This window comes from Bacillus sp. 5RYD7K, assembly GCF_059831465.1.
The window spans coordinates 401498-428291 of record NZ_CP191200.1; the positions used below are offsets into that span (position 1 = coordinate 401498).

General features: G+C 47.0%; 24 protein-coding genes, 2 pseudogenes and 1 riboswitch. Of the genes and pseudogenes, 8 read left to right on the forward strand and 18 right to left on the reverse strand.

Annotated elements, in window-relative coordinates; all coding sequences use genetic code 11:
- The first annotated feature begins 516 nt into the window (after positions 1-516).
- The 5 genes from ACQE26_RS02040 to ACQE26_RS02060 all read left to right on the forward strand — a co-directional run bounded on the left by ACQE26_RS02040 (position 517) and on the right by ACQE26_RS02060 (position 3798).
- Entirely contained in the window at positions 517-1794 is a 1278-nt protein-coding gene (locus ACQE26_RS02040) for an Nramp family divalent metal transporter (RefSeq protein WP_500471439.1), read from the forward strand.
- Positions 1795-1901: 107 nt separating this feature from the next.
- Positions 1902-2168, forward strand: a complete 267-nt coding sequence (locus ACQE26_RS02045; protein WP_029575267.1) for a hypothetical protein — start codon at positions 1902-1904, stop codon at positions 2166-2168.
- A 518-nt stretch (positions 2169-2686) separates the two neighbouring features.
- On the forward strand, positions 2687-2971 hold the full coding sequence (locus tag ACQE26_RS02050) for a hypothetical protein (protein ID WP_060963565.1): 285 nt from the start codon (positions 2687-2689) through the stop codon (positions 2969-2971).
- A 72-nt stretch (positions 2972-3043) separates the two neighbouring features.
- Positions 3044-3601 (forward strand): hypothetical protein, encoded by a 558-nt coding sequence (locus ACQE26_RS02055; protein WP_500470519.1) that lies wholly within the window; start codon positions 3044-3046, stop codon positions 3599-3601.
- A 17-nt stretch (positions 3602-3618) separates the two neighbouring features.
- On the forward strand, positions 3619-3798 hold the full coding sequence (locus tag ACQE26_RS02060; RefSeq protein ID WP_438421231.1) for a hypothetical protein: 180 nt from the start codon (positions 3619-3621) through the stop codon (positions 3796-3798).
- Between the two features lie 16 nt (positions 3799-3814).
- On the opposite strand, the pseudogene ACQE26_RS02065 reads toward ACQE26_RS02060, so the two are convergent.
- Both ACQE26_RS02065 and ACQE26_RS02070 read right to left on the reverse strand, forming a co-directional pair.
- Positions 3815-3919 (reverse strand): annotated as a pseudogene (locus ACQE26_RS02065) (N-acetylmuramoyl-L-alanine amidase); the annotation flags it as partial.
- A 123-nt stretch (positions 3920-4042) separates the two neighbouring features.
- Positions 4043-4156, reverse strand: a pseudogene (locus ACQE26_RS02070) (hypothetical protein); the annotation flags it as partial.
- Positions 4157-4278: 122 nt separating this feature from the next.
- On the opposite strand from ACQE26_RS02070, the gene ACQE26_RS02075 reads away from it, so the two are divergent.
- On the forward strand, positions 4279-4716 hold the full coding sequence (locus ACQE26_RS02075) for a GNAT family N-acetyltransferase (protein WP_500470520.1): 438 nt from the start codon (positions 4279-4281) through the stop codon (positions 4714-4716).
- A gap of 140 nt (positions 4717-4856) precedes the next feature.
- Here the strand turns inward: ACQE26_RS02075 and ACQE26_RS02080 are convergent, their stop codons facing one another.
- The 10 genes from ACQE26_RS02080 to lrpC form a co-directional block, all read right to left on the reverse strand.
- The gene (locus tag ACQE26_RS02080) at positions 4857-6578 is read right to left on the reverse strand and encodes a pyruvate oxidase (RefSeq protein WP_060963569.1); all 1722 of its coding nucleotides are present in this window, start codon (positions 6576-6578) and stop codon (positions 4857-4859) included.
- A gap of 58 nt (positions 6579-6636) precedes the next feature.
- Positions 6637-7083 carry an NUDIX hydrolase gene (locus ACQE26_RS02085; RefSeq protein WP_500470521.1) on the reverse strand — a complete coding sequence of 149 codons (447 nt, stop codon included), beginning with the start codon at positions 7081-7083 and terminating at the stop codon, positions 6637-6639.
- Positions 7084-7136: 53 nt separating this feature from the next.
- Positions 7137-8957, reverse strand: coding sequence for a potassium transporter KimA (gene kimA / locus ACQE26_RS02090; protein WP_049627912.1), 1821 nt, complete (start codon positions 8955-8957; stop codon positions 7137-7139).
- Positions 8958-9113: 156 nt separating this feature from the next.
- A riboswitch (cyclic di-AMP (ydaO/yuaA leader) is annotated at positions 9114-9260 on the reverse strand.
- Between the two features lie 134 nt (positions 9261-9394).
- On the reverse strand, positions 9395-11512 hold the full coding sequence (locus ACQE26_RS02095) for a cellulose biosynthesis cyclic di-GMP-binding regulatory protein BcsB (protein WP_500470522.1): 2118 nt from the start codon (positions 11510-11512) through the stop codon (positions 9395-9397).
- A 5-nt stretch (positions 11513-11517) separates the two neighbouring features.
- A complete protein-coding gene (locus ACQE26_RS02100) occupies positions 11518-12780 on the reverse strand; it encodes a glycosyltransferase family 2 protein (RefSeq protein WP_500470523.1) in 1263 nt (420 codons plus the stop codon).
- Positions 12773-14500: a DUF2334 domain-containing protein gene (locus ACQE26_RS02105; RefSeq protein ID WP_500470524.1), complete on the reverse strand. Its 1728-nt coding sequence runs from the start codon at positions 14498-14500 to the stop codon at positions 12773-12775. The genes ACQE26_RS02100 and ACQE26_RS02105 overlap by 8 nt, the downstream gene beginning before the upstream one ends.
- Positions 14490-15338: a diguanylate cyclase domain-containing protein gene (locus ACQE26_RS02110; RefSeq protein WP_064778191.1), complete on the reverse strand. Its 849-nt coding sequence runs from the start codon at positions 15336-15338 to the stop codon at positions 14490-14492. Before ACQE26_RS02110 ends, ACQE26_RS02105 begins: the two co-directional genes overlap by 11 nt.
- Positions 15319-16401: a lipoprotein YdaJ gene (locus ACQE26_RS02115; protein ID WP_500470526.1), complete on the reverse strand. Its 1083-nt coding sequence runs from the start codon at positions 16399-16401 to the stop codon at positions 15319-15321. The genes ACQE26_RS02110 and ACQE26_RS02115 overlap by 20 nt, the downstream gene beginning before the upstream one ends.
- A 233-nt stretch (positions 16402-16634) precedes the next feature.
- Positions 16635-18821 carry a DNA topoisomerase III gene (locus ACQE26_RS02120; protein WP_500470527.1) on the reverse strand — a complete coding sequence of 729 codons (2187 nt, stop codon included), beginning with the start codon at positions 18819-18821 and terminating at the stop codon, positions 16635-16637.
- Positions 18822-18885: 64 nt separating this feature from the next.
- On the reverse strand, positions 18886-19320 hold the full coding sequence (gene lrpC / locus ACQE26_RS02125; protein ID WP_500470528.1) for a transcriptional regulator LrpC: 435 nt from the start codon (positions 19318-19320) through the stop codon (positions 18886-18888).
- 176 nt (positions 19321-19496) lie between these two features.
- On the opposite strand from lrpC, the gene ACQE26_RS02130 reads away from it, so the two are divergent.
- The gene (locus ACQE26_RS02130) at positions 19497-19787 is read left to right on the forward strand and encodes a DUF3817 domain-containing protein (RefSeq protein WP_013351048.1); all 291 of its coding nucleotides are present in this window, start codon (positions 19497-19499) and stop codon (positions 19785-19787) included.
- 38 nt (positions 19788-19825) lie between these two features.
- Here ACQE26_RS02130 and amj read toward each other — a convergent pair whose 3' ends face one another.
- Entirely contained in the window at positions 19826-20635 is an 810-nt protein-coding gene (gene amj, locus ACQE26_RS02135) for a lipid II flippase Amj (protein WP_060963577.1), read from the reverse strand.
- 184 nt (positions 20636-20819) lie between these two features.
- Here amj and ACQE26_RS02140 point away from each other — a divergent pair.
- Positions 20820-21970 (forward strand): IS3 family transposase gene (locus ACQE26_RS02140; RefSeq protein WP_438420396.1). Its coding sequence is split into 2 segments (ribosomal slippage): positions 20820-21093 and positions 21093-21970, totalling 1152 coding nucleotides; the frame shifts between segments, so codons are not numbered across the junction.
- A 450-nt stretch (positions 21971-22420) separates the two neighbouring features.
- Here the strand turns inward: ACQE26_RS02140 and ACQE26_RS02145 are convergent.
- The 5 genes from ACQE26_RS02145 to ACQE26_RS02165 all read right to left on the reverse strand — a co-directional run bounded on the left by ACQE26_RS02145 (position 22421) and on the right by ACQE26_RS02165 (position 26610).
- The gene (locus tag ACQE26_RS02145; RefSeq protein ID WP_060963578.1) at positions 22421-22843 is read right to left on the reverse strand and encodes a pyridoxamine 5'-phosphate oxidase family protein; all 423 of its coding nucleotides are present in this window, start codon (positions 22841-22843) and stop codon (positions 22421-22423) included.
- A 6-nt stretch (positions 22844-22849) separates the two neighbouring features.
- Positions 22850-23473: a GNAT family N-acetyltransferase gene (locus ACQE26_RS02150; protein ID WP_500470529.1), complete on the reverse strand. Its 624-nt coding sequence runs from the start codon at positions 23471-23473 to the stop codon at positions 22850-22852.
- An 87-nt stretch (positions 23474-23560) separates the two neighbouring features.
- Positions 23561-24064, reverse strand: a complete 504-nt coding sequence (locus ACQE26_RS02155; protein WP_500470530.1) for a D-lyxose/D-mannose family sugar isomerase — start codon at positions 24062-24064, stop codon at positions 23561-23563.
- 12 nt (positions 24065-24076) lie between these two features.
- A complete protein-coding gene (locus ACQE26_RS02160) occupies positions 24077-24937 on the reverse strand; it encodes an SDR family oxidoreductase (RefSeq protein ID WP_047476271.1) in 861 nt (286 codons plus the stop codon).
- A 158-nt stretch (positions 24938-25095) separates the two neighbouring features.
- On the reverse strand, positions 25096-26610 hold the full coding sequence (locus ACQE26_RS02165) for a class I adenylate-forming enzyme family protein (protein WP_500470531.1): 1515 nt from the start codon (positions 26608-26610) through the stop codon (positions 25096-25098).
- Positions 26611-26794 lie beyond the last annotated feature (184 nt).

Genomic DNA, 26794 nt, shown 5'->3' on the forward strand with positions numbered 1-26794 from the left:
CCGATTCTTTTTTTGATAAATAACAGCGCTTTATTGGACTGGAATCACTGATATATCGTTGATTCAAACATTTATTCAGAGCGTCCGGCGTTTTGCCGGAGGTCATTTGATTGGTACAGAAAGGTTTTATCTTCCGATGGAAAGATTCATTATTATTCCATTTACCCGGCAAAATGGAGGAAATGTGCCGTCTTTTTTCAAATCTGTGCTGGCGGACGGAAGGTTCTGACGATTTATGGGACAGTGTACTCTTTCACCCTTTTTAAAATGGAGAACCCGTGCGGAAACATCGTTGAGAACGGCCTCGTTTCTTTCCGAATACGATGTCTTTTTCATTTTATGACCTTTCTCGGGCGGGATACATATCATAGATAAAACAGGGCATACATGTACTGGTTTATTGAACATAAAGAGCTTGACATCTCATATTAGCGGATTTATGATGTAGATAAAATAATTTGCATCTAGGAAACTTTTTGTTATTTAGCTAAAAATCTATCGGAATTTAGGTGAGACATAATGAGCAAAGACATCTCAGCACAATCATTGCAAGCAAAAGCCATTCAGGATGCACTTGACGGCAAAAGCAAGGGATTCAAGCGGCTTCTGCCTTTTTTAGGTCCCGCATTTATCGCGGCGATTGCCTACATTGATCCGGGAAACTTCGCTACGAATATCTCAGCTGGTTCGAAATTCGGGTATATGCTGTTGTGGGTCATCCTCTTTTCAAACTTGATGGCTTTTTTAATTCAAGTCCTTTCCGCGAAGCTCGGCATCGCCACGGGTAAAAACCTGCCGGAAATCGCCAGAGACCGGTATCCGAAATGGGTATCCGCCGGGTTGTGGATACAGGGTGAATTGGTGATTATGGCGACTGATCTGGCTGAGTTTATCGGAGCGGCCCTCGGGCTCAATCTGCTGTTCGGCATACCGATGATGGAAGCGGCCATTATCGCGGCGATCGGCTCATTCGCGATTTTAGAGCTGCAGCGCCGCGGTTACCGGGCGCTGGAAGCGGGCATTGCCGGACTTCTGTTTGTGGTGGTGATCGCCTTCGCTCTGCAAACCTTCTTCGCCAAGCCTGACGCCGCTTCCGTTCTCGAAGGGCTGTTTATCCCGAAAATTGACGGAATGGACAGTGTGCTTCTGGCAACAGGGATACTCGGCGCAACCGTGATGCCGCACGCCATTTACTTACATTCCGCACTGACACAGCGCCGTGTCGTCGGAAAAACGGATAGCGAGCGGAAAAAGATTTTTAAATTCGAGACGATTGACATTCTCATCGCGATGGTGATCGCAGGGGCGATTAACGCAAGCATGCTGATTGTAGCGGCGGCGCTTTTCTTCAAGAACGGGCTGTATGTAAAAGATTTAGACGTGGCTTATCAGCAATTCGGGCACTATATCGGACCGGCATCAGCCGCTCTCTTCGGAATCGGGCTGCTGGCCGCAGGGCTTTCGAGCTCTTCTGTCGGCACATTGTCAGGCGACATTATCATGCAGGGATTCATCCGTTACCGTATCCCGCTTTATTTGCGGCGTTTCATTACCATTATTCCGCCGATGGCCATCATTATCTCAGGGGTCAACGCCACAGAAGCGCTTGTATGGAGCCAGGTCGTTCTTTCATTCGGCATCTCCTTTGCGCTCGTGCCGCTGATTATGTTTACGAGCAACAGACGCCTGATGGGCGCCCTGACGAACCGTAAATGGGTGACGGCTCTCGCCTGGCTGATTGCGGTTTTGGTGATCGCGCTTAATCTGTTTGTGATTTACGATTCTTTCCGTTAGAAAAACCGGCCGATATGGGCCGGTTTTTTTCTTTTGGCGCCGGCTCTCGTTCGTATCTTTTTCCGGGGGTTTTTGGTATGATAGAAGAAAAAATCGGAGTTTTGCTTATGTCAGTATTTATCCTTTTTTATCTGTGGATCGTGCCGATTGTCATCGGCATCTTCTGTTCTCTTATTGCTTATCGGACAACGGGCAAGAAACGCCTGATTCCCGGCTTTGTGATGGTCGCATTGAGCATCGTTTCCTTAATCACGGGGCTTTGGATCGGCGGAGTGAACTATCACGTGTTCATCGGGGGCATGTTTTTATTCGGTACGTTATTGGCCGGTTCCGCCTTCCCGTTTTTCTTCGCTCTTTCACGCAAAAAAAAATAAACAGGCAGCATGCCTGTTTATTTTTTTTAATTAACCCTAAATGATAAAACCGCTCCGATCATGTCGTTCCGCATCAATCAGCCTGTACATGTGTTATATAGGCTCCAGCCCATGTTCTATTTCACGAAACTGCAGCTAAAATGAATTCTGCTAAAGAAGATTTTGGATGATGAGAAAAATACTGTATAAAAATCCTATTTACCCAAAAAATACCTATTGATAGAATGGTATCTGAGGGGGAAAAATGTTCAAAGCGGATAATATAGGTCCCGCCTAAATACATAGTCTTTCATTTCTCTCTACACTACATTTCTAAAGGAGGATTTCCCATTAGACACGCAGCTAAAGGCATTCTGTTTGCCGCATCTTTAGCCCTTGTAACTACTTCTTTTGTCCCCGCATCCTTAGCTAAAGAAAATCATAATAATACTGCCAATGCCACTGGAACGACCAAATCATTTTTTTATCAGACTGATACACAATTTTCCTACGGACTAAAAGCACAAAGCGATGCATCTGTGTCAAAACCAGTTAAAGATGCAATCAGAGAGGTGCTGAAAAATAAAACAAAATTATTTAATCTTGTTGAAAAATTAGCAGGAAAGAAAATAAGAAATGAACTTGAATCTGTTTTCAATGAACACATAGAACCGGTTTTAAAGAAAATGCTGAACGAGTATGTCGCCTTAAGCTGGACTGACGTGGAAAAGAATCTTTATCTTTCACTTAAAAAGTCCGGACTTTCTGACAGCCAGGCTAAAAACCTCGCTCATTTGACAACTTTAGCAATGAAAACATTTTAAACTGATTCATAAATGATCATGCAAAGTGCTGTTAGATTCACTCTAATAGCACTTTTTCATTGGAGATTTCACATGACTGTCTTTTTTACTGTTTTGCTCACTCTCTTATGCTGTCTTGTTATTTCATCTCTTATTTTTATGATGCTATTAAAAAAGGAGATTGTGGATACACCACCCAATCACTTAGCGCATGCAGCATTCATAGGGCTTGTTGGATTCTCCCTGTGCTTCGCTGTAACTGTTCCCAGCCTAGTTATTTATTTTGCAGCTATAACTGTAAATCATTTTTTCGGAGAATATATCCTATATGGTTCACTTTCAGACTTATACATATTTTCTGTCGTCGTCAGTATTTTAGCTTTCATTTATATGCTAATCCTAATGGTAATTGTAAAAGGAATGACTCATGTTTTTAAACTACCTGCTTGGTCAGCCTATATCCTTGAATTCATTTTTGCATGGGCAGCTGTTTACTTCTCAATTAAATACATTTCCAATCATATCATTGAGAACATAGCTATATTTCAAGGTGGAGAAATTCTTCTTTCATTGTTCATAACTTTCTTATTTTCGGGCTTGGATATCCTTTTTACTCATTTGGATAAGATCACAAAAGAGAAATTAGGCTAATAAAGGGGGAAATGGGTATGAAGAGCATTAAATATATATCTTATTTTTCTATTTCTTTCGTTTTGCAGGTGGTATGGCTGCTGCTAATAAAAGAAACCTCTAATATATCTCTAATAGATATGATGACAATGTCCTTTTTATTCACTCTCTTTATGTTCATCTTGGATCACATTTTTAAAGAAAAGCGGGCAAAATAGAGCCTGCTTTTTTATTTTAACATTCCTTCAGCTTCGCTTTCATTTTCGGTCTGTAATAACCGTCTATTCCGTTGTTCTTTGCCTCCTTGTCCGGGTAATAATAGAGAGCTGCCAACCGTTTGAGAAAATTTGAATACGATAGACTTCCTGTGTCCAAGCGGGCTCGATCCGCTGAGCACGTCCTTACTATGGAAGAGGTCAGTAAAACTGATAAGAACTAATCATCTGAATCAATCAAGGCAGGCAGCGAATACTGGCTAAAGCCTTTGCTGCCGTAAGTGATTTTTCCCGGAAGCGGCGGTTCGTTGCCGATGTTGGCGTCAATGACGGTCGGCTCATTTGAGTTAAGCGATTCATGAGAATGATTCCGCCTTCTTATTTTTTCTTAAACAACAAACTGGTTCAAAGTATTGCATTATTTGGAATATTTGTGTAAGTTTTGTATAACAAAAATTAAAAAAAGAGTGAGGAGGGAAACATATGATCATCAGGAGCGCGGAACCTTATGATGTAAACCAATTGACCGGCTTAATGTACCTGTATATCGTGGATTTTTATCAAAGACCTAAACCACCGATTGAACATATACATCGTTTGATTGAAATGCTATTTGAAAAGGACAGAGGTATTCAATTCGTTGCTGAACAAGATGGGGAACTTATTGGCTTTGCAACATTATATTTTAGTTTTAGCACGACGAAAGCAGATAAAATAACAATAATGAATGATTTATTCGTGGCAGAAAAAGCAAGAGGCACAGGAGCAGCCCAAGAACTGTTTAAAAGTTGTGAGGCGTTTACAAAAGAAAACGGGTATGCACATATGTCGTGGATAACTGCATCCGATAATTACCGTGCACAAAAATTCTATGATAAGATGGGCGGTTCCCTTGGAAATTGGCTGACCTATTCCATTTAACCCGGGATGACCTTTTTTAAGAAAAATGATCATACGGCTCATCTGAGAAAATCAATAGGAGAGCCTATATGCAAACAAGCTGCACGGCAAATAAAAATAAACAGGCATGCTGCCTGTTTATTTTTTATAAGCGCCGCTTTTTAAAACAGCCGTTTCAAGCTTTTCTTGAGCGACGGCATTTCGATTTTTTGGTTTTCAAAGAAGTTTTTCAGCATGTATTTGCTGAAGCCTTTCGCTTGGCCGTAAGTGATTTTTCCCGGAAGCGGCGGCTCGTCGCCGATGACGGCGTCAATGACGACCGGTTCATTTGAGTTGAGCGCTTCATGAAAAGCGGGAGCCAATTCTTCGTGTTTCGTCACTTTGATCCCTTTTGCCCCGCAGCTTTTTGCAAAAGCGGCATAATCCACATTTTGCAGCTGGGTGACGTAGTCAATGTTGCCTTTGACTCGCTGTTCATATTCAATCATGCCTAAATTTTCGTTGTTTAAAATGACAACTGTAATCGGCAGTTTATATTTAACAGCCGTCGGCAGATCCTGCATGACCATTGAAAATCCGCCGTCTCCGCAAATGGCGATGGACTGCCGCTCAGGTTCGGCAAGGCTTGCGGCAATCGCTCCCGGAAGCCCGCATCCCATCGTGGCGAGCCAGCTTGAGACGATAAAGTCCTGCTTTTTCATTTTAAAATGGCGGGCCATCCATACCGTAACTGTTCCGACATCCACTGACAGGACGGCATCCTCTGCGGCCGCATCCTGGAGCCTGGCGATGACCTGCTGCGGCTTGAGCGGATGAGTCGCCTCGGTTTCATCTTTTTCGATTTCCTTCCACCAATGCTTCATGTGCTCGGTGCAGGCGTCTAAAAATCTTCTGTCTTCTTTATATTCAATGTAATCCGTCAGCTCTTTCAGGCCCAGAGCCGCATCACTGACGATTCCCGCATTGACGGGATAGCGCTTGCCGATTTTGGCAGGATCCGAATCAAGCTGGATGGCAGGCGTATCCTCCGGGAGATAATCCCTGTATGGGAACGATGTGCCGAGCATGATCAGCAGATCGCATTCCTCCATCGCTTCGTAGGCGGGCTTTGTGCCGATTTGCCCGAGATTTCCGAGAAAATGGGGATGGCTGTCAGGTATGACGCCTTTTGCCGGCAGAGTAATGACAATCGGAGCGGCCGCTTTATCGGCGAATGCGAGCAGCTCCTCTTTTGCTGACTTTAACCCTTGGCCGGCGAGAATGACCGGTTTTTTTGCGTTGTTAATATATTGTGCGCACGTCACGAGATGTTCTTTTTTCGGCTCGATATCGGCTTTTAAGTATATCGGCGACGTGTAGACCGGCTCCCGTTTGATTTTTTGCGCGAATAAATCATCAGATACGGTTAAGACGGCAACGCCTTTTTTGCTGTAAGCCGTACGGATCGCCTGGTTCAGAAGATCGGGCAGCGCTTCTGCTGTATGTACTTGCTGGTTGAACACCGCCACGTCCTCAAACATTTGCTCTAATTTAATTTCCTGAAAGCTGTCACGGCCGATTTCATCTGAGGCAACCTGTCCCGCAATCGCCAAAACCGGAACACCGTCCGCTTTGGCGTCGTACAAACCGTTCAGCAGATGAACGGCTCCCGGCCCTGCGATTGAAAGGCAGACACCGATCTGCCCGGTCAGTTTTGCCTCAGCCGCGGCGGCCAGGGCTGCGACTTCCTCGTGCCTGGTTTGGATGAATGTCAGGTTGTTTCGTTCATGTCTCAATTCTTCGATAAATTCATTAATGCTGTCTCCGGGAATGCCGTATATATGTCCGACTCCCCATTGTTCAAGCAGCTCTGTCATTACGTGTCCTGCTGTTTTACTTGGCATACTGCATCCTCCTTTTACCTGTATTCATCCCCTTTTTAAAACGGGTTGAAACACGGGGCTATCTGCCTGACTTTTTTCTCAGCAGATCAAGGATGGATAACAGATGCCGGCCTTTCAGCGTTACCTTCATATTTGCCGCACCATTGATTCCGTCTTTTACTTGGCGTTTCCTGTTCGGCACCATGAACAGCGGCAGCCGGTTTGGGGAAAACCAGCGTAATGCGGCGGTTTCCGGCCCGTTCATCAGCGGGGTTCCGCCAGTAACGGCTCCGATGAACACGTGCTGTGTATCTTCAAATGCAGGCCTTTCATACTCACCGGATTTTTGCCGGATGGTCACGTTATAACCGGTTTCTTCGAAGGCCTCTCTGATGGCTGCAGCTTCAGGTGTTTCACCTTCTGCGATCCCGCCGCCGGGCAAATCCCATAAGGGAACGTCTTTTCGTTTTACGAGCAATATGTCCCGCCCGTCATTTTGAATGATGACAAAAGCGCCTTGAGCCATGTCGTCCTCCTTTACAAAAAAGACCGCGGCACTAAGGCCTGCGGTCTTTACCGTTACTTTTTAAAATGATACGGCAGTGTGGCGACGATTATGTCCTTCTTCCAAAACAGCCGGACGCGGAGCAAGAAGGCTGATTGGTTGTGAAGGATGGTCTGCCAGCGTTTTTTTGTAATGAATTGCGGAAACAGCACCATCACGGAGAACTGTTCTTTTTTCGCTTTTTGTTCGACCGTTTCTAAAAACTTATCAAACGGGTGAACCAGACTGCGGTATGAGGAATGCAGGGTGACGAGGCGGACGCCGTTATGAAGCTCTTCCCAGCGCTTTTCCACCTTCTTTTCGTTTTCCCTGTCAAAGGAAACATGAACCGCAATGACCTGATCCGATAATGATTTCGCATACTGAATCGATTTTTGGACGACCGTGGTGACACCGGCGACAGGCACGATGACGACGGTTCCCTTGATTTCCTCAGGCTGCTGATCAACGACCCGCAGCTGTTCGCCGACCGCGGTGTAGTGATTTTTAATAACGAAAAACAAAAAGACGACAGCCGGCATGAATAACAGCACGGGCCAGACAAGATTGAATTTTGTCGCGAATAAAATGCACAGCACCATAAATGAAATGGCGGCGCCGCATGAGTTGATCAGCATTTTTACAGCCCAGCCCTTCGGCTTCTGCCTGATCCACTTGATGCACATTCCCGTCTGCGACAGCGTAAACGGAATGAACACGCCGACGGCATAAAGCGGAATGAGATGTTCCGTGCGGCCGCCGAATAAAAGAATAAGCAGGATGGACGCGATACCGAGAAAGATAATTCCGTTTGAAAAACCTAACCGGTCGCCGCGAACCGTAAACATTCTCGGCATATACTGATCGCGCGCTAAATTAAACGCCAGCTGCGGAAATGCGGAAAAGCCCGTATTCGCCGCAAGCACGAGAATCAGTGATGTAACGCCTTGAATGAAATAATACACCGTATGGCGTCCGAAGGTTTCCGCGGCGATTTGCGAAATAACGGTCTCGTTAGGCTTCGGACCCGTGCCGTAGCCGTACGCCAGCACCGTAATCCCCGTAAATAAGATCGCCAGCAGAATCCCCATCATGGCCAGAGTGCGGGCCGCATTTTTCGCCGGAGGATTTTTAAAGGCCGGGATCGCGTTTGAAATGGCTTCAACACCGGTCAGCGCCGAACACCCGGAAGAAAAGGCCTTCAGCAGCAAAAACAGCGTGATGCCCGCTACGGGCGTGCCGATCGGTGTATGCTCGGCCGGATGAACCTGGCCCGTCATGAGCTTAAACAGCCCGACGACGATCAAAAGGACAAGCGCCGCCACAAACAGATAGACGGGATACGCCAAAATGGACGCCGACTCTGACAGCCCTCTCAAATTTAAAATCATAATCAGAATCACAAGCAAAACAGCAATGAGCAAATGATGCGGGTGCAAAGCCGGAAATGCCGATGTAATGGCGTCAGTTCCGGCAGAAATGCTTACCGCCACCGTCAGAATATAATCAACAAGCAATGAGCCGCCCGCAATCAGTCCGGGCTTCTCACCAAGATTTTCTTTAGAAACCATATAAGCCCCTCCGCCTTGCGGATAAGCGTAAATAATCTGTCTGTAGGACAGAATCAAAGCTAGCAGCAAAATAAGAACGCCGGCTGCGATCGGAATGGAATACCAAAACGCGGCCGCGCTTACCGCAGCCAAAATGATCAGAATCTGTTCCGTTCCGTAAGCAACTGATGAAAGCGCGTCTGAAGAAAGCATGGCAAGCGCCTTGAGTTTCGTCAGTTTCTGCTCTCCGGCAGCCTGTGATTTCAGCGGTTTCCCAATCAAAAATCTTTTGATTGAATGATACATTTGTTGTCTTCCCCTTTTTTTCATTTTCCGTTTGATTTACAAGCCCTTACTGCTATGATGTCTCCGAATGCTGATTGCATGCCTTATTTCAGGACAGCAAAAAGACACAGAGGCAAACGGATGCCCCTGCGCCATAATCGTGCACAGGTTTCATTCATCTCCTCTCATGAACGCTTACGAGGTTAGCTGTCGGATTCGGGCTTATGAGAGTTGGCCCTACCTGAAAAAGGATTCACCCCAAGCGGCATGACGCGCCGCAAATTGGTTCCCCCGCTCTGGATACAGATTAAGCGATATAGATTATAAAAGAGATCATACTCCCGTCCCGTCCGGTTGTAAAGGGGCTTTTATGCTGTTTCAAAAATAAAAAAATTACCGCCAAAAATGGAAATAAAAATACAAAAAAAGAGGCCTGTTAACGGCCTCTTTTGCTTTCATTACTCTTCACTTTTTTCATTATCCGCTTTTCTTTTTTTCCTTCTTGCCGTCAGCCAGATCAGGCCGGCCGCAATGATCATAAGCGCTGCGAAAACAGCGATATACGTGACGTTCAGTGCTGCGGAACGGCTTTTCGTATCAGCCGATGGACTGCTGTCATCGGACTTGATTTGCTGATGGTTTGAAAACAGCTGCCGGCCGGCCGTTTCGTTGACGACGGTTGCGGCGTCGCTTGTGCTGTCTAAAAAGCTGATCAGCTCTTTTGTGACAGACACGCCGCTTCCTGATAACGGAGCAAAAACAGCAATACTGCTGTCTGAGTCCCAAGGTGATTTCTGTGTAAACGCGACTTGTTTCGTCGTCTCATTCAGCATCTGAAACGACGAAACATCGTAAGCGCCGCTGCGGTCTGACGGCACGAGAAGCTTAGAAGCGTTTGACTTTAAAAGCGGAATTTGCGCCAGACTTCCGATAAACACAACATTCCGGCCTTTGGCGTCCGCTTCCTTCATGTCTGATGCCGTCTTCACGGTAAATGACTGCCGGGCGCCGTTTCCGAATGAATCGGCCACTAAAGAAAGCTCTTTAAGTGTCTGCATAGTCACGTCATCCGGGATGACGATCACAGTTTTCTTATTCACGCTACCCGCAAACGGGAGCGGCCATTGCCCGAAATCCGCTTTCTGCGCCGCATCGCTTACCGGATACGTCAGCGTGCTGCTTTTATCAATATAGACCCATTTGTTTTCGTCACGGTCGATACACGGATTGTTATGTTTCAAACCTGAGGTGACAAATTGCAGATCAATGTATCTGCTGCTGCGCAAAAGCTTCGGATCGATCGGGATGGAGACGTGGTAAAAGCCGTCTTTATCCTTATTGCCGAGATCATCAAGACGCACCGCATTCGGCTGTCCGTTGACCATGACGTTCAGTTCCGCTCTCTCGGCGTCATCACCAGAATCCGCCTTCGTCCGGACAGATTCCGACGTCTTTAATGTAAGTGAAAACTTGACCTTCCCGTCTTTATCAACAGCGGCCGCCGCAGGGTAAAAGAAGTGCTCTGACGCCGTTTTGTTTGATCCGACCGTTACATTTCCCGCGCCGAAATCGTCTAAAGTCAGTTTATTGCCTGTCTTTTCAGCAGCGGGCTGAAGACGGCCGATCATCAGTGAGTCGCCGCTCAGCTGGCCTGAATAAGCGCTGTCTGTCATGACGCGGATTTTTTCTGCCAGTGTTTTGTCTGATTGTGCCGTGACAAACAGGACGGGCTGCCGTTTATCTCCGGCGGTCAGCACCCGTTCAGCGAGAAGGAGTTTGTTGTGTTCTGCTTTGATGTTCCCGCGATCGAAAAGCTCTTTTATTTTGCCGTTCCAATGCTGCCCGGCGCCGATGACAATTGACGGATTGCTGATTTTGCCGACGGCGGATTCTTTTACGTATGACACTTTCAGCCTGCTGTCAGCCGTTTTCAGAAATCCTTCTGTTTTGACTGCGGCTTCAGCTTCCGCAGAGGTCGGTTTGTCAGGAAGGATAATATCGGTTTCTTCACCCGTATTGCCTGATTGAGCAAACGGATACGGGAAATGGCTCAGATCCGCTCCCTTTGACTTGCTTGCTTCTGAAAGCACGAGGCGGCTGTCGGGATAAATCTTTATCCAGTTCCCTGACGTATCCTGCCTGACGCAGACGCCCTCTTTTAATACACCGTAAAATTGCAATGATACGTTGTGATAGCCTTGAGCGGCTTGGCTTTTGCTGAGATTGAGCTTTACTGTTTTCCGCTTGGAGCTGCCGTCAAGCTTTATGGATTTGACGGGTTCATTATCAATGGCAATCGTTAAAGAAGACGGAGCTATTAATAAGTTTGACGCCTCGTAATCAATCAGAAGCGACTGATTGGCATTCGAAGCTCCCGCAGGAATCTGATAAGTCAATTCCGAGCTGTCTTTCGCCCCGTAAAGAGTAATCAGATCGCCCGTCAGCGCCTGCTGCTCTTTTGCGCCGGCGCTTGTTCTGAGGGCGGAACCGTCCGTTTTCAGTTCCTGGGCCGCGGCCGTCTGCCCGTTATATATCAGCAGCAATAGGCCGGTTATCAATATGATCGCTTTTTTCAAAAAGGTCACCCGCTTTTATTTTGATTGTATCTCTCCGTTTTGTACCACTTGACTTCCTGCTTGAACAAGCGGTGCTTGATCTCTGTGAATAATGACCAGATGACGAGCACGATCCAAGCCTGGGAGTATGTGAAGTACATGAGAAATACGATAAAGAAGTTTTGTTTGTTCATTTCTGTTTTTTCAATGCTTAAGGTAATCATGACCTCGGTCATAAACAGGAAAAAGGCCAGTATCCATAAAATCATCGCCAAAAATCCGACTGCCAGATGCAGGTCGTAAAAAAGATTGATAATAAAAATCATGTTTGACATGATCACACCGAAGAAAAACAAAAAATACGTAAAAAAGAAATAAAACAGATCGAAGATGATCCGCTTGCGTTTCAGCTTAAAAAATTGGGATAAAAACTTGAGAACGACGTATTGATTGCCGCGCGCCCATCTTGTCCGCTGGCGCCACCAGACCTTCCATGTCTCAGGCTCCTGCTCCCATGTCACAGCCGCCGGGAAAAAGCGGATATGGTACCCGAGATTATAGACGCGGATCGTCAGCTCTGTATCCTCCGCCAGCGCCTTATCATCCCAGCCGCCGAGCCGTTCGATAATGCTCCGCCTGATGGCGAAGTTCGTTCCCGGGATGGTGGCGATTTTGAACCATTTCCATCTGCCGCCCTGCGCCATCCATTGAAAGCAGATGGTTTCAATATTGATAAACTTCGTCAGGAGCGTTTTGGCCGCGTTGATGACACGGAATTTCCCGACAACCGCTCCCGCTTTCTCATCATTCATCAGACCGAGAACCAGGTAGTACACCGCCATTTTTTCCGGCGTATTGTCCGCATCATATACGCAGATCACGTCTCCGTTCGATTCGGCAAACCCTGAGTTCAGCGCCGAGGATTTTCCTTTTCCGGCGTTCGGGGGCTTTGTGACAACCATTTTAATGAAATCATACTGACGGGAAAATTCATTGACGATGTCCCCCGTCCGATCGGAGGAATTATCGTTAACGACGATGATCTCAAGCCTGTCTTTCGGATAATACAGATTCACCATCGCCTTCAGCGTCTGCCTGATGACGACTTCCTCATTATGCGCGGGAATCAGGACGCTGACCTTCGGGAGCTCCCCCGCCTTTGCGCGCCATTTGGGAATGTTTTGTTCGAAGGTCATATAATGCCTGAATCCGCCCTGCATCAGAAACATGTGATAGAGAAGCATCACCCATATTAAACTTAATGAGATAAAAAACAGAATGTTACTCAAGGGTTCTTCTCTCCTTAAAGATTCGTTTTTTTAATGTGGCGCGCAAATAAAGGACGTAGCATGCGAACATGATGATAAACAATAACACCACGCCGGAGAGAATCCAAAGCGCTTTTTCCAGAGGCGTCTGTTGGTGTTGATTGAAAAAGGATGTTATCGGGTGAATCTTGTTTTCCACATGAATGGTTCCGTCTCCGTCCGTTTTGATTCTGACGCTGTCCGACGTTACCGTCTGCTTCGTTTTCTTCAGATCGAGCCACTCTCCGCCGGGGATTCTTTCCATCTGATTGACGAGCTCGGGGAGATATTTCATGCCGAGATACGGATGGTAGAAACCTCCCGCCACTCCGCCGCCGAAGTCAATCATCTGCGAGATATGATCCTCCATATCCCCAAGCGGATTTTCCTTTGAGTTATCGGCATAACCGATGGTTTCAGGGTACAGCGTCATCCCGTCCAGCATAGCCGGCTTTGAGACGAACGGAGGGGCGCCCGAGGTTTTCCACGTCGTGCCGCTGAGCTGCACTTGGCCGAAAATGCTGGAGAAATAAGAAGATGCGATTTTGTACCCTTCTTCAGACATGGTATAGTGCGGCGCTTCGAATGACAGCGGATAAAGACCGAGCTCTGTCAGGTCATCAATCGCCTGCTCCAGCTTCGTTCTCGTGTAGATTTTCTCTTTTTCACGGAAAGGCTTCACATACGCCCGGTACGCTTTTTCATTCGGAAAATCCTGTTCCTTTTCAAGTTTGACCGGAGCATCGTCCGCATTTTCTGACGTAATCGGCTGATCCGCTTTGGCATCCCAAAATTCAAAGCCTTCTCCCGTTTCGCTGTACCGGTATGCGTGCGTATAGCCGTGGATAATGATGCTGCCGCCCATTTGCTGAAGTTTTTTCAGGACGCTGACCATTTTCGGCTTGTCCGCCAGATATACTTTTTCTCCGTTTTCCGGATTGAGGTAGACGGGAATCACCGCCAGAATAAACGGTATGTGTCGTTTATGCAGGTAAGCGCCCGCTTCGTAAAGCAATGTTTCATCGGACATCGGGCTGATGTCTTCAAGCCGCAAATAAAGGAGGGTGCCGCCCTCTGATTCTCCAAACGCCTTGCGCAGTTCTTTCGCCGTCAGGAACGAATCATTTAACAGACTGGTCACACCGAAATAATAGTCAGAGCGCGCCGTTTTCCACATAAAAGGGCGGGTGCTGCCGTCACCGGACCGGTATGTATAAAGGGGCTCCCCTTTTACTCCCGCTGCACCGAGCACGGACATTCCTTTTTCAAGCGGCATGTCTGTTTTTTCTTTCTTACTGTAAATGCGGTATACCGTTTCTTTTTCTGTGAGGGACAACCCCGCAAATCGGTTGAACTGGCCGGCGTTATAGCCGATGCTGATAAGCTGCTGCGGCATGCTGCCGATCAGCGACACAAATGGTTTGCTGAGCTTTTTCTTCGTGACGCCGTAATAGATGACGCGCCGATTCTTTTTGAGGTCGGCGGCTGTGATATCTCCGTCGCTTTTCACGGTCACGGCGGATGAGAAATGGCCCGCGATCAAATCAAGCATTTTGACTTCAGCGGTTTCTTCGCCGTCCGCGCTTGTATAAATAATGAGAATGCCGTCCTTTTTGTCTATTGCTCCCGCCGTACGGGGAATATAAATCGCCGAAATCATGAAGAGCGCCGAGAGTAAGAGACGTATCCATTTAGAGTTCATTCATCATCATCTCGTTTTCCAGTTCATTTAAAAATTGCTCGGCCGTCTGTAAATCCTTTCGGTACGCCAAGTAACATACACGGAAGGTGATGGAGACGTATTTACCGTTTTGCAGCCGGTACGTATCCAATTCCTTTTTCAGCTTCGCCAGAACGGCCGGCATGTTTTCTTCAGGCGTATGGGTCAGCACGATGCCGAACCGTTCGGCGGAAGGCCTGAATTTTTTATCTGTTTCCCGTACGCTTGACCGGATTTGACGGCTGATAAATGCCAGCAGGCGGTCGGTCTCTTTTTCTCCGTAGAGAGATTTGAATTCCTTGAAATAATGCATGTGCAGCAGCAAAAAAACAAAGGAATTGCCGTAGCGTTCCGCCCGCTTGATTTCCTCAGACAGTTCCAGCTTCATCCGGAGATGGTTGTCAAAGCCCGTCACCCTGTCGACGGCGACAAAGCTCGTGATCTCTTCCCGCAGCTGCTTCACTGAGCGCTCAAGCCCCTTGGCCAAATCGTGTATTCTTCCCGATATGTAGGAAAAGACGAGCAGCGCAATCCCCCAAACGGCCAGCATCTGCAGACCTTCGGCACCGGCAGACGCCATAAAGCTTCCGGTCTGAAACCACAGGAGCAGGCTGCCGAGAACAAATAAGACGAGTAAGGTGATAACGAGCGCGTAGATCGCCCCGAACCATAAGCCGGCTCCCGCGACAAGCAATGTGATGCAGGTTATCAGAAGCCCTGCGGATTGCTGTGACACATAGTAAATAAAAAAAGACAGCAGCGCTAACATAACTGCTGTGTAGCTGCACAGTTTTTGTGATTCATTGAATGATATGTTCATTAAACAATTTCCTTTCAGCCAAAAGCGGCAGCAGGTTATCGAAAGAATGTGTATCGCTCCCGCTCATATAGCCGCCGTAATCAGGTTTCAGCGTGTCCAGCGTTTCAAATGAAGTCATTCTTTCATAAAGCGATCTGATGACAGCCGGATCAGCTTTTTGCTCTGTTAAAAAAAGAACGGCTAGAGCGTAAACGGACGGTGACTCGTATTGAACCGCCGGCTCCTTCGTGTCTGCGATGTACCGTCCGTACAGCTGTCCGCGCGACTTCCATTCTTCTATGATCCACTTTGACAGCGCGGCTTTGTCATCGCCCCGCTTCAGATTCACGGCGGCATACAGCTGATCGATGACATTGACCTCGCTGTCATATTTGTATTCCTTAGTTTCGGTATTGAACGATTTCGGCAGAAAACCATTTTTCAGGGGCGCAAGATTGAGAACATCAAGGTTCCGGTTTTCCGTTTTCTCATCGATAATCCCCTGCTCTCTGAGCATCTGTAAGGCGCCGGGGCCGACATAGGACAACGTCACGGTCTTTGATGCGGCATTTGAAGCGGCATCGTAATAATCCGTAAAATACCCTTCATTCATATTGTATTTTTCCAGCGCCTTCCCGATCTGCACCGCTGTTTTCCCGTATTCACTGTTTCCCCACAGGGTTCCGGCCTCATTCAGACAGTTCATGATTCTGAAATCGTCAATCAAGGCATTGGTGCCGCTCGCTTTATTCCCTGCAATTTTCCACGACACAAGCCCGTTGTCCGTCAAAAATGAATCGGTAAGAAGCTGATATTGGGCTTGAAATTGCCGTTCATCTTTCCTGCCGAGCAAAAATTCCATCCATAGTCCGAGAGACTCAGATAAATATTCCGGCTCACCGGATATGTTCGTCCGGATCATCCCCCGCCCGTTCATCAATTTATGATAAATAAAATGCTCTGCGGGCTGAAGCGGTCCGGACGGTTCAGCAGCCGTCTGTTTTTCGGTGCCGGCCTCCGCGCATCCCGCCGTCAGCACGATTGAAATCAAAAGGAACATCAGACTAAAACCGAATCGCTTCACATACCATCCTCCTATTTTGTAATTCCTTTTTTATACCTATATCTTATTTTTCACAAAGCAATTTTTACTATATAAGAAACGATAAAAGAATACTAGCATATTTTCACATTGGGAAATTTTAAAATAGGGGTGCCGCCGATTCACCTTTTCCCTTTTTGTTTGGATTTCATTCCCAATACAGTGAAAACACGACAAAAGGCAGCATTTCTTTACAAATGCTGCCTTTCTCTGATTTATTTATCCAGGCCGAGTTTTTTCAGCTGTTCTGCCAGCGCGTTGTTCATCGGCTCCTCTTTATTTTGGGTTTTCATATAAGAGTTGATGTCCCGCTTGGATGCGCGTCCGGATTTATCTTTCGCCTTGCGCTTTTCAAAGACGGACAGTTTCTCCCGGTGGCCGCATACACATGCGAAGGTTTGGCCTTCACCCTGGCCGCGAAGCTCCATTTTCTTATGGCAGTTCGGACAGCGGGCGTTGGTTTTTCTCGCCACCGTTTTTCGGCTGCCGCATTCCCGATCCTGACACACGAGCATCGTGCCGCGTTTGCCGTTGACTTTAAGCATCATCTTGCCGCAATCAGGGCAGGCGGTGCCTGAAATGTTGTCATGTCTGAAGGTTTGGCTGCTGTTTTTGATTTCCTTCACCGTTTTGTCCGCATATGTTTTCATGTCTTTAATAAACACGGCGGATTTCAGTTTGCCCGCTGCGATAGCGGAGAGCTTTTGCTCCCACTCGGCGGTTAACGCCGGCGATTTTAAATCTTCCGGGACGAGCTGTAAGAGCTGCTTCCCTTTTGACGTGATGAAAATATCTTTTTCTTTTTTCTCGATTAAGAAACTGTTGAACAGTTTTTCAATAATATCAGCGCGGGTGGCGACTGTTCCGAGTCCTCCGGTTTCACCCAATGTTTTCACAAGGTTCTTCTCTTCTCCCTGCATAAAGGCGCTTGGGTTCTCCATCGCGGATAACAGCGTGCCTTCATTAAAACGCGCCGGCGGTTTCGTCTGTCCGCTCGTTTCTTTCAGCGACGAGACGGACAGGCGCTGACCCTGCTGAAGGGCCGGGAGCGTCTGATCTTTGTCTTCCTCATGATCGTCGTCATCCTCGTACATATCGTACACGGCTTTCCAGCCCGGCGATTGAACGGTTTTCCCTTTTGCGGTAAATGTTTCGCCGCCGATATCGGCTGTGACCTTTGTTTCTTCGTATTCGAACGCCGGCATTAACACAGCGAGAAAACGTTTAGCGATCAGATCGTAAAGCTTGCGTTCTTTGTCGCTGAGGCTTGAAAGAATCAGCGGCTCCTCTGTCGGAATGATGGCATGGTGATCCGATACTTTCGCATCATTGACGAATCCTTTATGCGCTTTGACGCCGCGCTTCAGTATTTGATTGACGTATTGTGCGTACGGCTTGACTTCCATGCCGTTTAAACGGTCTTTTAAAGTCGGCACGATGTCGGCGGAAAGGAATCTGGAATCCGTCCGCGGGTAAGTGACAAGCTTGTGCTGTTCATACAGCTTTTGAAGCACGGACAGCGTCTCTTTTGCGGAAAAACCGAAGCGCTTATGAGCGTCCCGCTGCAATTCCGTCAAGTCGTAAAGACCGGGAGCGAAGCTTTTCTTCGCCGTTTTTTTCAATTCTGAAATGACTGCCGCCTTTCCTTGGAGATCTTTTGCCAAACGGCCGGTCACCGTCTGGTCGAACGTTCTTGTCTGCTTTGTTTTTTTATCCTGCCATGTCAGCGTCAACTGATCAGCAGCCGCGCGGAGACCATAATATGGGACAGGTGTGAACGCCTGAATGTCCGCTTCACGCTTGGCGATCATCGCCAGTGTCGGAGTCTGGACGCGTCCGCATGACAGCTGCGCGTTAAATTTTGTCGTCAGGGCGCGGGTCGCGTTGATGCCGACGATCCAATCTGCTTCCGCTCTGGCGACGGCGGAATGATACAGATTTTCGTACTCTTTGCCGCTGCGAAGCTTTTGGAATCCTTCTTTAATCGCCTTGTCTGTCACAGAGGAAATCCACAGCCGCTGAATCGGTTTGCGGACGTTTGCCTTTTCGATAATCCAGCGGGCCACAAGCTCCCCTTCCCGCCCTGCGTCTGTTGCGATTACGATCTGGCTGACGTCTTTCCGGACAAGCTGGGCTTTGACCGCATTGAACTGCTTTCCTGTTTTTTTGATGACGACGAGCTTCAAAGGCTCCGGAATAATCGGCAGATCCTCAAGCCGCCATGATTGATATTCTTTGCCGTACCCTTCAGGATCAGCGAGCGTTACCAAATGCCCGAGCGCCCATGTGACGATGTAGCGGTCGCCTTCAAGATATCCGTTTCCTTTTTTATGACACTTCAGAACGCGGGCCAAGTCCCGGCCGACTGAAGGTTTTTCAGCTAATACAACTGTTTTTGACATACTTTTTCACTTCTCTTTCTTTCACACTCATCCTGTTATTATAACAGACTTCCTCACGCTCTCTCTAATCGAGGACGTTTTTTGTGTCAATTTCTGAGAAAATGACGTGGGTCACGGTTTGGGCATACGGAGAGGTGCGGTCGATGAAGTGTTCGATCGTTTCCAGGCTGTCCGCGTTCATCTTCAGCATATAACACGCCGCGCCGGCAATCCGAAAACAAAATTCAATGTTGGGAATGGATTGAATGTAGGTTTTAAATTGATCGTATTTTCCGTTTTTCACTGTCGCTTCGACAATACAGGAAACGGGAAGCCCGATCTTTTTTTGATCAATGTTCAACGTATAGCCCTTAATGACGCCGAAGGATTCAAGCTGCCTGACACGCTCTGTGACCGACGGGGCTGACAATTTGATTTTTCTGCCCAGCTCCCGCATGGACAGGCGGCTGTCCCGCTGCAGCTCTTTTATGATGCTCAGATCAACATTATCTAGTTTCATGACTGTAGTCCTTCCTTACCTTTTTGGCTATATTATCAAGAGAAATCCGAAAAATGACAAGAATAACAATCTGAAATGAGGAAGGTTTTTTCAGGAACAGACGCGAAATGGTCATATTAGGACTGCCCATTGCTTATAGTATAGAGGAAAAAAGATGTCTGACAGGAGGGAATTGTATGTTACACACGCCGATCGGCAGGCTTCGCACGATGGGTTTTATTGAAGGCATGTCGCTTTTGGTGCTGCTGTTTATCGCGATGCCGCTGAAGTATTGGGCTCATCATCCGCTCGCCGTCACCATTGCCGGCTCCATTCACGGCGGTTTGTTTATCATTTATTTGGCAGTGCTGGCGTATGCGGCGTTTACCGTCAAATGGCACGTGAAATGGTCAGCCGCCGGTTTTATCGCGGCCTTTATCCCATTCGGCAATTTTATTTATGATCGCGGCCTGAGAAATTATAAATGAAAAGCTCCTCTTTTTCGCAGAGGAGCTTTTTTTATGCGTTACATCCATTTCGTCACCCAGGCGATATAATAAGCGCCGGGGAGGAATACGAGCTGGGCGAGAAGCGTGCCCGCGACCCTTGAGGTCACCATCGTCAACGATGTCCATTTTAAGGAGACATAGCTGCGCTTGCCCTTCGCCACATCGTCTGCCAGTACGGATACTTTCGGATCAACAAACACGGCCAACAGCATGGTCGCAACCCCGTTGATTAAACCTGATGCCATCACCGCCGTCGTGCTGTGCTCAGGCGCCAGAAGGCCGGCGTACAGTGCGGACAGGACGCCGATCGTGTAAATGGACGTGATGACCATATTAATGACAAACAAGCGTTTCGGGATCATTCGGAATTGAAGCCCTTTTAAATAGGAGACGGACGGCAGTCTGATATAAGAACGCGCATGCTTCAGACCGTTCAGTGAAAACCCTTTTTTAAATACCTGCATGACGGAGCCTCCTCCGTCCGCCAAGTGTATAATCGCCCTGGTGAATAACGCGACGAATGTCGGCAAAAGACAGATGCCGAGTATCGTTCCGACCGTGGAGCCGAATATTAAAAACCGAAACTGAGCGCCCACAACAGATAGGGCGTTTGATCCGGCGGCATCAATCAGATGTCCGGTAAACGGCTGCTGGACCATGTTTGACATGCGCGACACGATGACCATGACATTAAATAATGACAGCGCGGACGCGATAAATCCGACTCTCGCGCCGGAAAGCCGTGTTGCATAAGCAAGCGTTTCAACCGAATGTATCAGCAGCAGAAAACAGAAGATAAACAGTACTTGTGAAGTAATAACGTGCAATGTATGATTCCTCCAAATCTTTTCATACTGATTAGACTCTGCAGAAAGCGGCGAGGTTTCGGCCGATCAAATAAAAAAACCGCCCGGATGGGGACTGACCCCATAATATGAGACAAACAAAAAACACCTTCAAGTTTGAAAACGGATCGTTGTTATCCGAAATTAGACTTGGAGGTGTTTTTCTATGAGGACAAGAGTGAGTTATCCGGTTGAAGTCAAACAGAAAGCTGTAGAAATGAGATTGGCGGGCGTGCCTGTGAAGGAGATCATGCAGGAATTGAATATAAAGAATAAGACGCAGGTGCAGACATGGGTCAGGTGGTATAAAGCTGGGGATACACATCGATTCGAACAACCTGTCGGAAAGCAATATTCTTATGGGAAAGGTCCAGAGTATTCTTCCGAATTAGAGAAACTGCAGGCAGAAAATTGTTATCTGAGACAACAGAATGAAGTGTTAAAAAAGTACAACGAATTGGAAAGGAAGCTGATAGCGAAACGCCAGTCGAGCTTGTAGAAGCATTGCGCGGCACAATGACCATAAAGGATATCTGTATTCATTTAGGTATCTCACGAGCATCTTATTATCGTTGGAAGAAGAATCTGATGAAAGATAACCCTAAATACCATTTAGAAAAACAAATCGGCACGTTGTGCCGAGAACACAAGTATCGATATGGCTATCGGAAAATCACAGCCATATTAAAAAAGGAAATGCGTATGAATCATAAAACAGTTCAGCGCATTATGCAGAAGAATCAGTGGCAATGCCGGGTTAAGGTGAAAAAGCGCAAGAAGAATGGGCAGCCATATGCCGTGGCCGAGAATATATTGGATCGAAACTTTCAGTCTGATCGCCCTCTGGAAAAGCTAGTAACGGATATCACATATTTGCCTTATGGGCAGAAACAATTGTATCTTTCCAGTATATTGGATTTATACAATGGAGAAGTGATTGCTTTTACGATTGGCGATAGACAGGACACAGACTTTGTCTTACACACACTTGATCAGCTGCCCGCACTGCCAGAGAACTGCGTGTTACATAGTGACCAAGGTTCTGTTTATACATCTTATGAGTATCAGAAAGCTGTTAAAACAAAAGGCATTACCATGAGCATGTCCCGCAAAGGGACGCCCGCTGATAATGCCTCCATCGAATCGTTTCATTCCTCACTAAAGTCTGAAACGTTCTACCTCGACAGGTTGGAAAGCACTACGACGACCATCGTAGAACAAACTGTCGAAACCTATATACACTATTATAACAACATTCGTATTCAAACGAAACTAAACAACCAGCCGCCGGTCACATACCGACAGCTGGCTGCTTAAAGGTGTTTTGATCCCTGTCTCAAAAACGGGGGTCAGTCCCGATGTCCGGTGCGGTTTTGTCTTATTCTTTTCTTACGCAAATAAATAATATATGGTTTCCCGCCTTAGCCCGCGGGTGATTCGTAATTACAGTTCCGAGAATCATTCTTCGAAAGTAAACACCATGGAAGTTCTTGAACACAAGACAACGAAAGCCCTACCTCTCAATCGTCACTGCGGCTCCGAAGCCGCGCCGGTGTGAATTGTAAAACAAAAAGTCTTTTTTCCATCTCTTCGTTAGGGGCGAATATCAGAAGGAAAAGAATAAGCTCAGCTTTTTTTCAAGCTGTCTGTTGAAGCCTGAAGCTTCTATATCAAAACAGAAAAAAGAAGTTTACTTTCTTTTTTATTTGCATGTTGTCACTTAGCAGTTAATTATAACAGATTGCCCCCGAATGATCAAATGATTTATTAAAGTTCCAGCTCGGCCGGCGTTTTTTCACCCGCGTTCATGAGCTTGATCTGCTTCGGTTCAATTTCAAGAATCACCAGGTTCGGATCGTCTTTTCCGTCGAACCAGCGTTCCAGTTTCGAATCCCACAGCTTTTCTTTTAAATCTGCTGAGTTGTTCAATTTGGCGGTTCCGGCCACTTCCACATAAGCGTCACCGAATCCGTCACCGTCATACCCTAACAAGATATGAACATTCGGATTGTTTTCAACTTCTTCCGCTTTATGAGTGTCTTTGCTCGTCGGCGTGTAAATTGTTAAGCCGTCATGGAAAAATGTCATGTAGCGTGAATGCGGCTTGCCTTGCTCTACCGTCGCAAGCGAACCGACTTTATGATGATCCAGTACTTCAAGCACTTTTTCTTTGATTTCATTTTGATTCATGCAGAATCACTCCTTTTTAACGTCTCCGCTGTTACTTTTCCACATTGGGGAGACATTTAAACCAAGAAATGTGCTCTTCTGCCGTTCTTCGCTCCATTCCCGCTTCAGCACGCTGTAGTTCACCGTGTCATGGCAGGCGCCCTGTACGAAAATGCCTTCTCTCGTCAGTCCCTCTTTCTGAAATCCGAGCCGTTCCGCCACCGCCCTGCTTTTTGTGTTTTTTTCAGCGGCGCTGATCATGATACGGTTCAGCCCGAGGTCCTGAAATGCATGGGTGATAACCGCCCGGCAGCTTGCGGTGATGATGCCGAATCCTTCATGCTCCCGATCCAGCCAGTAGCCGATCTCTGCTTTTTGATTGACTGTATCGACATTATGGATGCTGATCATGCCGCAAAACCGGCCCTTTACAAAAATTCCGGCGTCGAAACCATTCTCTTCCGCGTATTTATAGCGCCATTCCGGAATGATCACATCGCGGTACGTATCGATATCAGCCAGTTCTTCCGCCCAGCTGAGCCATTCGCTGAGATGGTTTTGATTTCGCTTCATAACAGAATACAATTCGTCCGTATCTTCTTTGGCAAGCAATCTGATCGTCAGATGTTCCCGGATTTGACAGGAAAACACGATCACACCTTCTTTCCTTTATTAGCCATTATACAGGTAAATTCATTTTTTTCCATACAAAAAAAGATGAGGCGTGCAGCCTCATCTTTAAATACGCGGGTCGGTAAAAACGTCGTGATCATCCGTGCTTGGCGATGACATTTCCGTAACGACCGCCCCTTCTTCTCCCGCTTGGAACCAATGTTTCGTATCTGGCGGAATGGTGTATTGTTCGCCCGGTTCCAGCACAATTTCATTCCAGACGGTGTAGTATTCCTTATCTTCTTCCGGCGGGAGGACGCTTGGGTTCTCTGCCTTTTCGCCTTCTACGTAGAGATACACCTTCCCCCAGCGGCAGCGGAATGTCTCTTGTTTTCCCTTTTCGCCGCCGACCGGCGGATGACGGTGTTCCGGACACGTCTGGCGCGGGAAGAGCACCAATTCTTTTGAACAGTAGCGGTCGGTATTCACGTAAATAAACAGCTGAAGCCCGGTTTCCTCAAGCTTGCCTAAGCCGTAATCCATGATTTGAATATCTTCGACTTCATCATCAGTCAGAACGATTCCCGCTTTTTGATAGTATGCATTTACGTCTTGCTTCGATCTCGTCATGCTTCAGCCTCCTTATGTGGTCACAAATCTGCCGCCGTTGACATGCAGCGTCTGTCCGGTCATATAAGATGATTCATCTGAGGCCAAAAGCACATAGCAGCCGACATGCTCAACAGGCTGGCCTGCCCGGCCCATCGGCGTATCCTGACCGAAGGAAGCGACGGTTTCTTCTGAGAATGTCGCCGGAATAAGCGGTGTCCAGATCGGTCCCGGCGCCACGGCGTTGACACGGATACCGTCGTTGACGAGCGCTTGCGCCATGGATCTCGTAAAACCGTTAATCGCGCCTTTCGTAGCCGTGTAGTCGATCAGCTGCGGATTGCCTGTGTAAGGATTAATGGATGTCGTATTGATGATCGCGCTGCCCGGCTTCATGTAATCAATTGCTTTTTTAGTCAAATAAAATTGTGAGTAAAAGTTTGTCTTAAAGGTTCTGTGAAGCTGCTCGCTTGTAATGTCTTTAATGCTTTCTTTCGGATGCTGTTCCCCGGCGTTATTCACGAGAATATCAAGACGTCCGAATTCTTCAACCGTTTTTTCAACGGCTTCATTGCAAAAGTCTTCCTCACCGACATCGCCGGAGATTAACAGACATTTTACGCCTTCTTCTTCCACTCGTTTTTTTGTATCCTCCGCATCTCCGCTTTCATCAAAATAGACGATCGCGACATTTGCGCCTTCCTTTGCGTAAGCGACCGCTACGGCGCGTCCGATACCGCTGTCGCCCCCTGTGATAAGCGCGGTTTTCCCTTTTAGTTTATCAGCGCCTTTATATTCTTTGTATTCGTAAACAGGCTCCGGATTCATTTCGTTTTCAATGCCCGGCTGGCGGTTTTGTGATTTTGCAGGGAATTCCTTCGGATAGTTTTCCATGTCAAGTTCCTCCTTATTGTTCGTTGTCATATTTCTTGTCTACCTCTGCTGTCTTTTGGATAAACATGAATGAGACAGTTCAAAACGTTTTCGGAGAAAAATGTTTCACATGAAACGCAAGAAAAAAACCCGGCTGGCAGCCGGGTTTTTGATTTCAATTATGAACGTACCGCTTGTTTGCGGAGAACGTCTTTTCTCACTTTTCCAAGGTTGTTTTTCGGAAGTTCGCTGACGAACTCAATCTCCGGAATTTTAAAGGCAGCAAGACGTTCTTGAAGGAATCGGGTCACTTCTTCTTCTGTCAGGTCTTCTCTGCCGTTTGTCACGATGAACGCTTTCGGTTTTTCACCGTAAAGCGGATCAGGGATACCGACAACCGCCGTTTCGAGAATTCCCGGCACTTGCTGAATGACCTCTTCAATCTGGTCAGGATAAATATTGTCGCCTCCGTAGATGATGACATCTTTATAACGTCCGGTGATAAAGATAAATCCGTCTTCATCCACATATCCGGAATCGCCCGTATGGAACCAGCCGTCTTTCAGCACTTTTCGTGTCGCTTCTTCGTTACCTTCGTACCCTTTGAATAAAAACGGATTTGTCACAACGACTTCTCCGATTGAGCCTTGCGGAAGGACTTCGCCTGTTTCCGGATCTTCAATGCGGACGTCCACTTCTTCCATCGGTTTACCCGCAGAAGCGGCTTTATCCATTCCCATTTGCGGATTCCAAGAGCTGATGCCCCACGCTTCAGTGCTTCCGTATCCGTGCATGAGCGGAATGCCGATGTCGCGATACTGCTGGATCAGGCTGCTTGGCACCTTTGTTCCTCCAGTCATCAAATAAACGATAGAAGACATGTCAGTCTGGTGCTTTTCCCAGGCTTTCAGCAAGTATGTGTAATAGACAGGAAGCGCCATGATGGTTTGAATTTTCTCTTTTTCGATGAGCTTCAAGTTTTCTACAGGGTCCTGATTGTCTGTCATAATGAATGTCGTTCCGCTCATCGTGCCGACCATCTGGCAGATAATCGCGCTCGTATGGTAATTCGGATGGCATGCTAAGAAGCGGACATTCTGCATTCTCCCCGTGTATGCCAATGTCGCTTTTACGTAGTTGTATATGCCGCCGTGAGTGATCATGCAGCGTTTCGGATTGCCAGTAGTACCCGAGGTAAACATCAGCAATGCCGTATCGTTTTCGGACACCGTTTCAACGTCCGGTGTATCGCCGGAGCCTGTCAATAAAGCGTCAAACTCAGGTGTTGTCTCCGCAGCTGTTCCGGTCACGACCTTCAGTTTAAGAGAAGATGCAAGCGCAGGAAGCACTTCTTCCATAATCTCTTTAAATTCAGTGCCGTAAAAAACAGCTTTCGGTTCACAAGCCGCTAAAATGCCTGTCATTTCATACGGTGTTAATTGCCAGCTGACCGGCACAACCACCGCTCCGATTTCAAGTGCCGCAAACATGACGATAGATGACGCGTGGCCGTTTTTACAAAGCATCGCCACTCTGTCGTCTTTTTTTATTCCTTTATCAAGAAGCGATTGCGCAAGCTGGTTGATTCGTTTTCGATATTCCGCGTAAGTCAGGGTATGCGCACCGCTTTTTACAGCTTCGATCTCTTCGCTATTTGAAATGTCGTGCAGAATCAGATGCTGTAATGTCTCCATATTTTCATCTCCCATAATCATAAATCACAAAAAACTCTGTCAGATTTTCTTCCTCACGCAACCCATTTTAAACCAAAAAATATAACTTGTAAAACTATTTTGTTTTAGAACTATTCCATTCGTGAATGATACAATAGTCCCATGTTTTAGTTTCTTCCCTTCCCATTACCCTCATACATGCAGA

Coding starts and splice junctions, on each gene's coding strand:
- ACQE26_RS02075 (WP_500470520.1), top strand. CDS start 4,279: ATGATCATCAGGAGCGCGGAACCTTATGATGTAAACCAATTGACCGGC.
- ACQE26_RS02085 (WP_500470521.1), bottom strand. CDS start 7,083: ATGGCTCAAGGCGCTTTTGTCATCATTCAAAATGACGGGCGGGACATA.
- ACQE26_RS02055 (WP_500470519.1), top strand. CDS start 3,044: ATGACTGTCTTTTTTACTGTTTTGCTCACTCTCTTATGCTGTCTTGTT.
- ACQE26_RS02155 (WP_500470530.1), bottom strand. CDS start 24,064: ATGACGAGATCGAAGCAAGACGTAAATGCATACTATCAAAAAGCGGGA.
- ACQE26_RS02130 (WP_013351048.1), top strand. CDS start 19,497: ATGTTACACACGCCGATCGGCAGGCTTCGCACGATGGGTTTTATTGAA.
- kimA (WP_049627912.1), bottom strand. CDS start 8,957: ATGTATCATTCAATCAAAAGATTTTTGATTGGGAAACCGCTGAAATCA.
- ACQE26_RS02160 (WP_047476271.1), bottom strand. CDS start 24,937: ATGGAAAACTATCCGAAGGAATTCCCTGCAAAATCACAAAACCGCCAG.
- ACQE26_RS02060 (WP_438421231.1), top strand. CDS start 3,619: ATGAAGAGCATTAAATATATATCTTATTTTTCTATTTCTTTCGTTTTG.
- ACQE26_RS02110 (WP_064778191.1), bottom strand. CDS start 15,338: ATGAACATATCATTCAATGAATCACAAAAACTGTGCAGCTACACAGCA.
- ACQE26_RS02080 (WP_060963569.1), bottom strand. CDS start 6,578: ATGCCAAGTAAAACAGCAGGACACGTAATGACAGAGCTGCTTGAACAA.
- ACQE26_RS02145 (WP_060963578.1), bottom strand. CDS start 22,843: ATGAATCAAAATGAAATCAAAGAAAAAGTGCTTGAAGTACTGGATCAT.
- ACQE26_RS02165 (WP_500470531.1), bottom strand. CDS start 26,610: ATGGAGACATTACAGCATCTGATTCTGCACGACATTTCAAATAGCGAA.
- ACQE26_RS02120 (WP_500470527.1), bottom strand. CDS start 18,821: ATGTCAAAAACAGTTGTATTAGCTGAAAAACCTTCAGTCGGCCGGGAC.
- ACQE26_RS02105 (WP_500470524.1), bottom strand. CDS start 14,500: ATGAACTCTAAATGGATACGTCTCTTACTCTCGGCGCTCTTCATGATT.
- ACQE26_RS02045 (WP_029575267.1), top strand. CDS start 1,902: ATGTCAGTATTTATCCTTTTTTATCTGTGGATCGTGCCGATTGTCATC.
- lrpC (WP_500470528.1), bottom strand. CDS start 19,320: ATGAAACTAGATAATGTTGATCTGAGCATCATAAAAGAGCTGCAGCGG.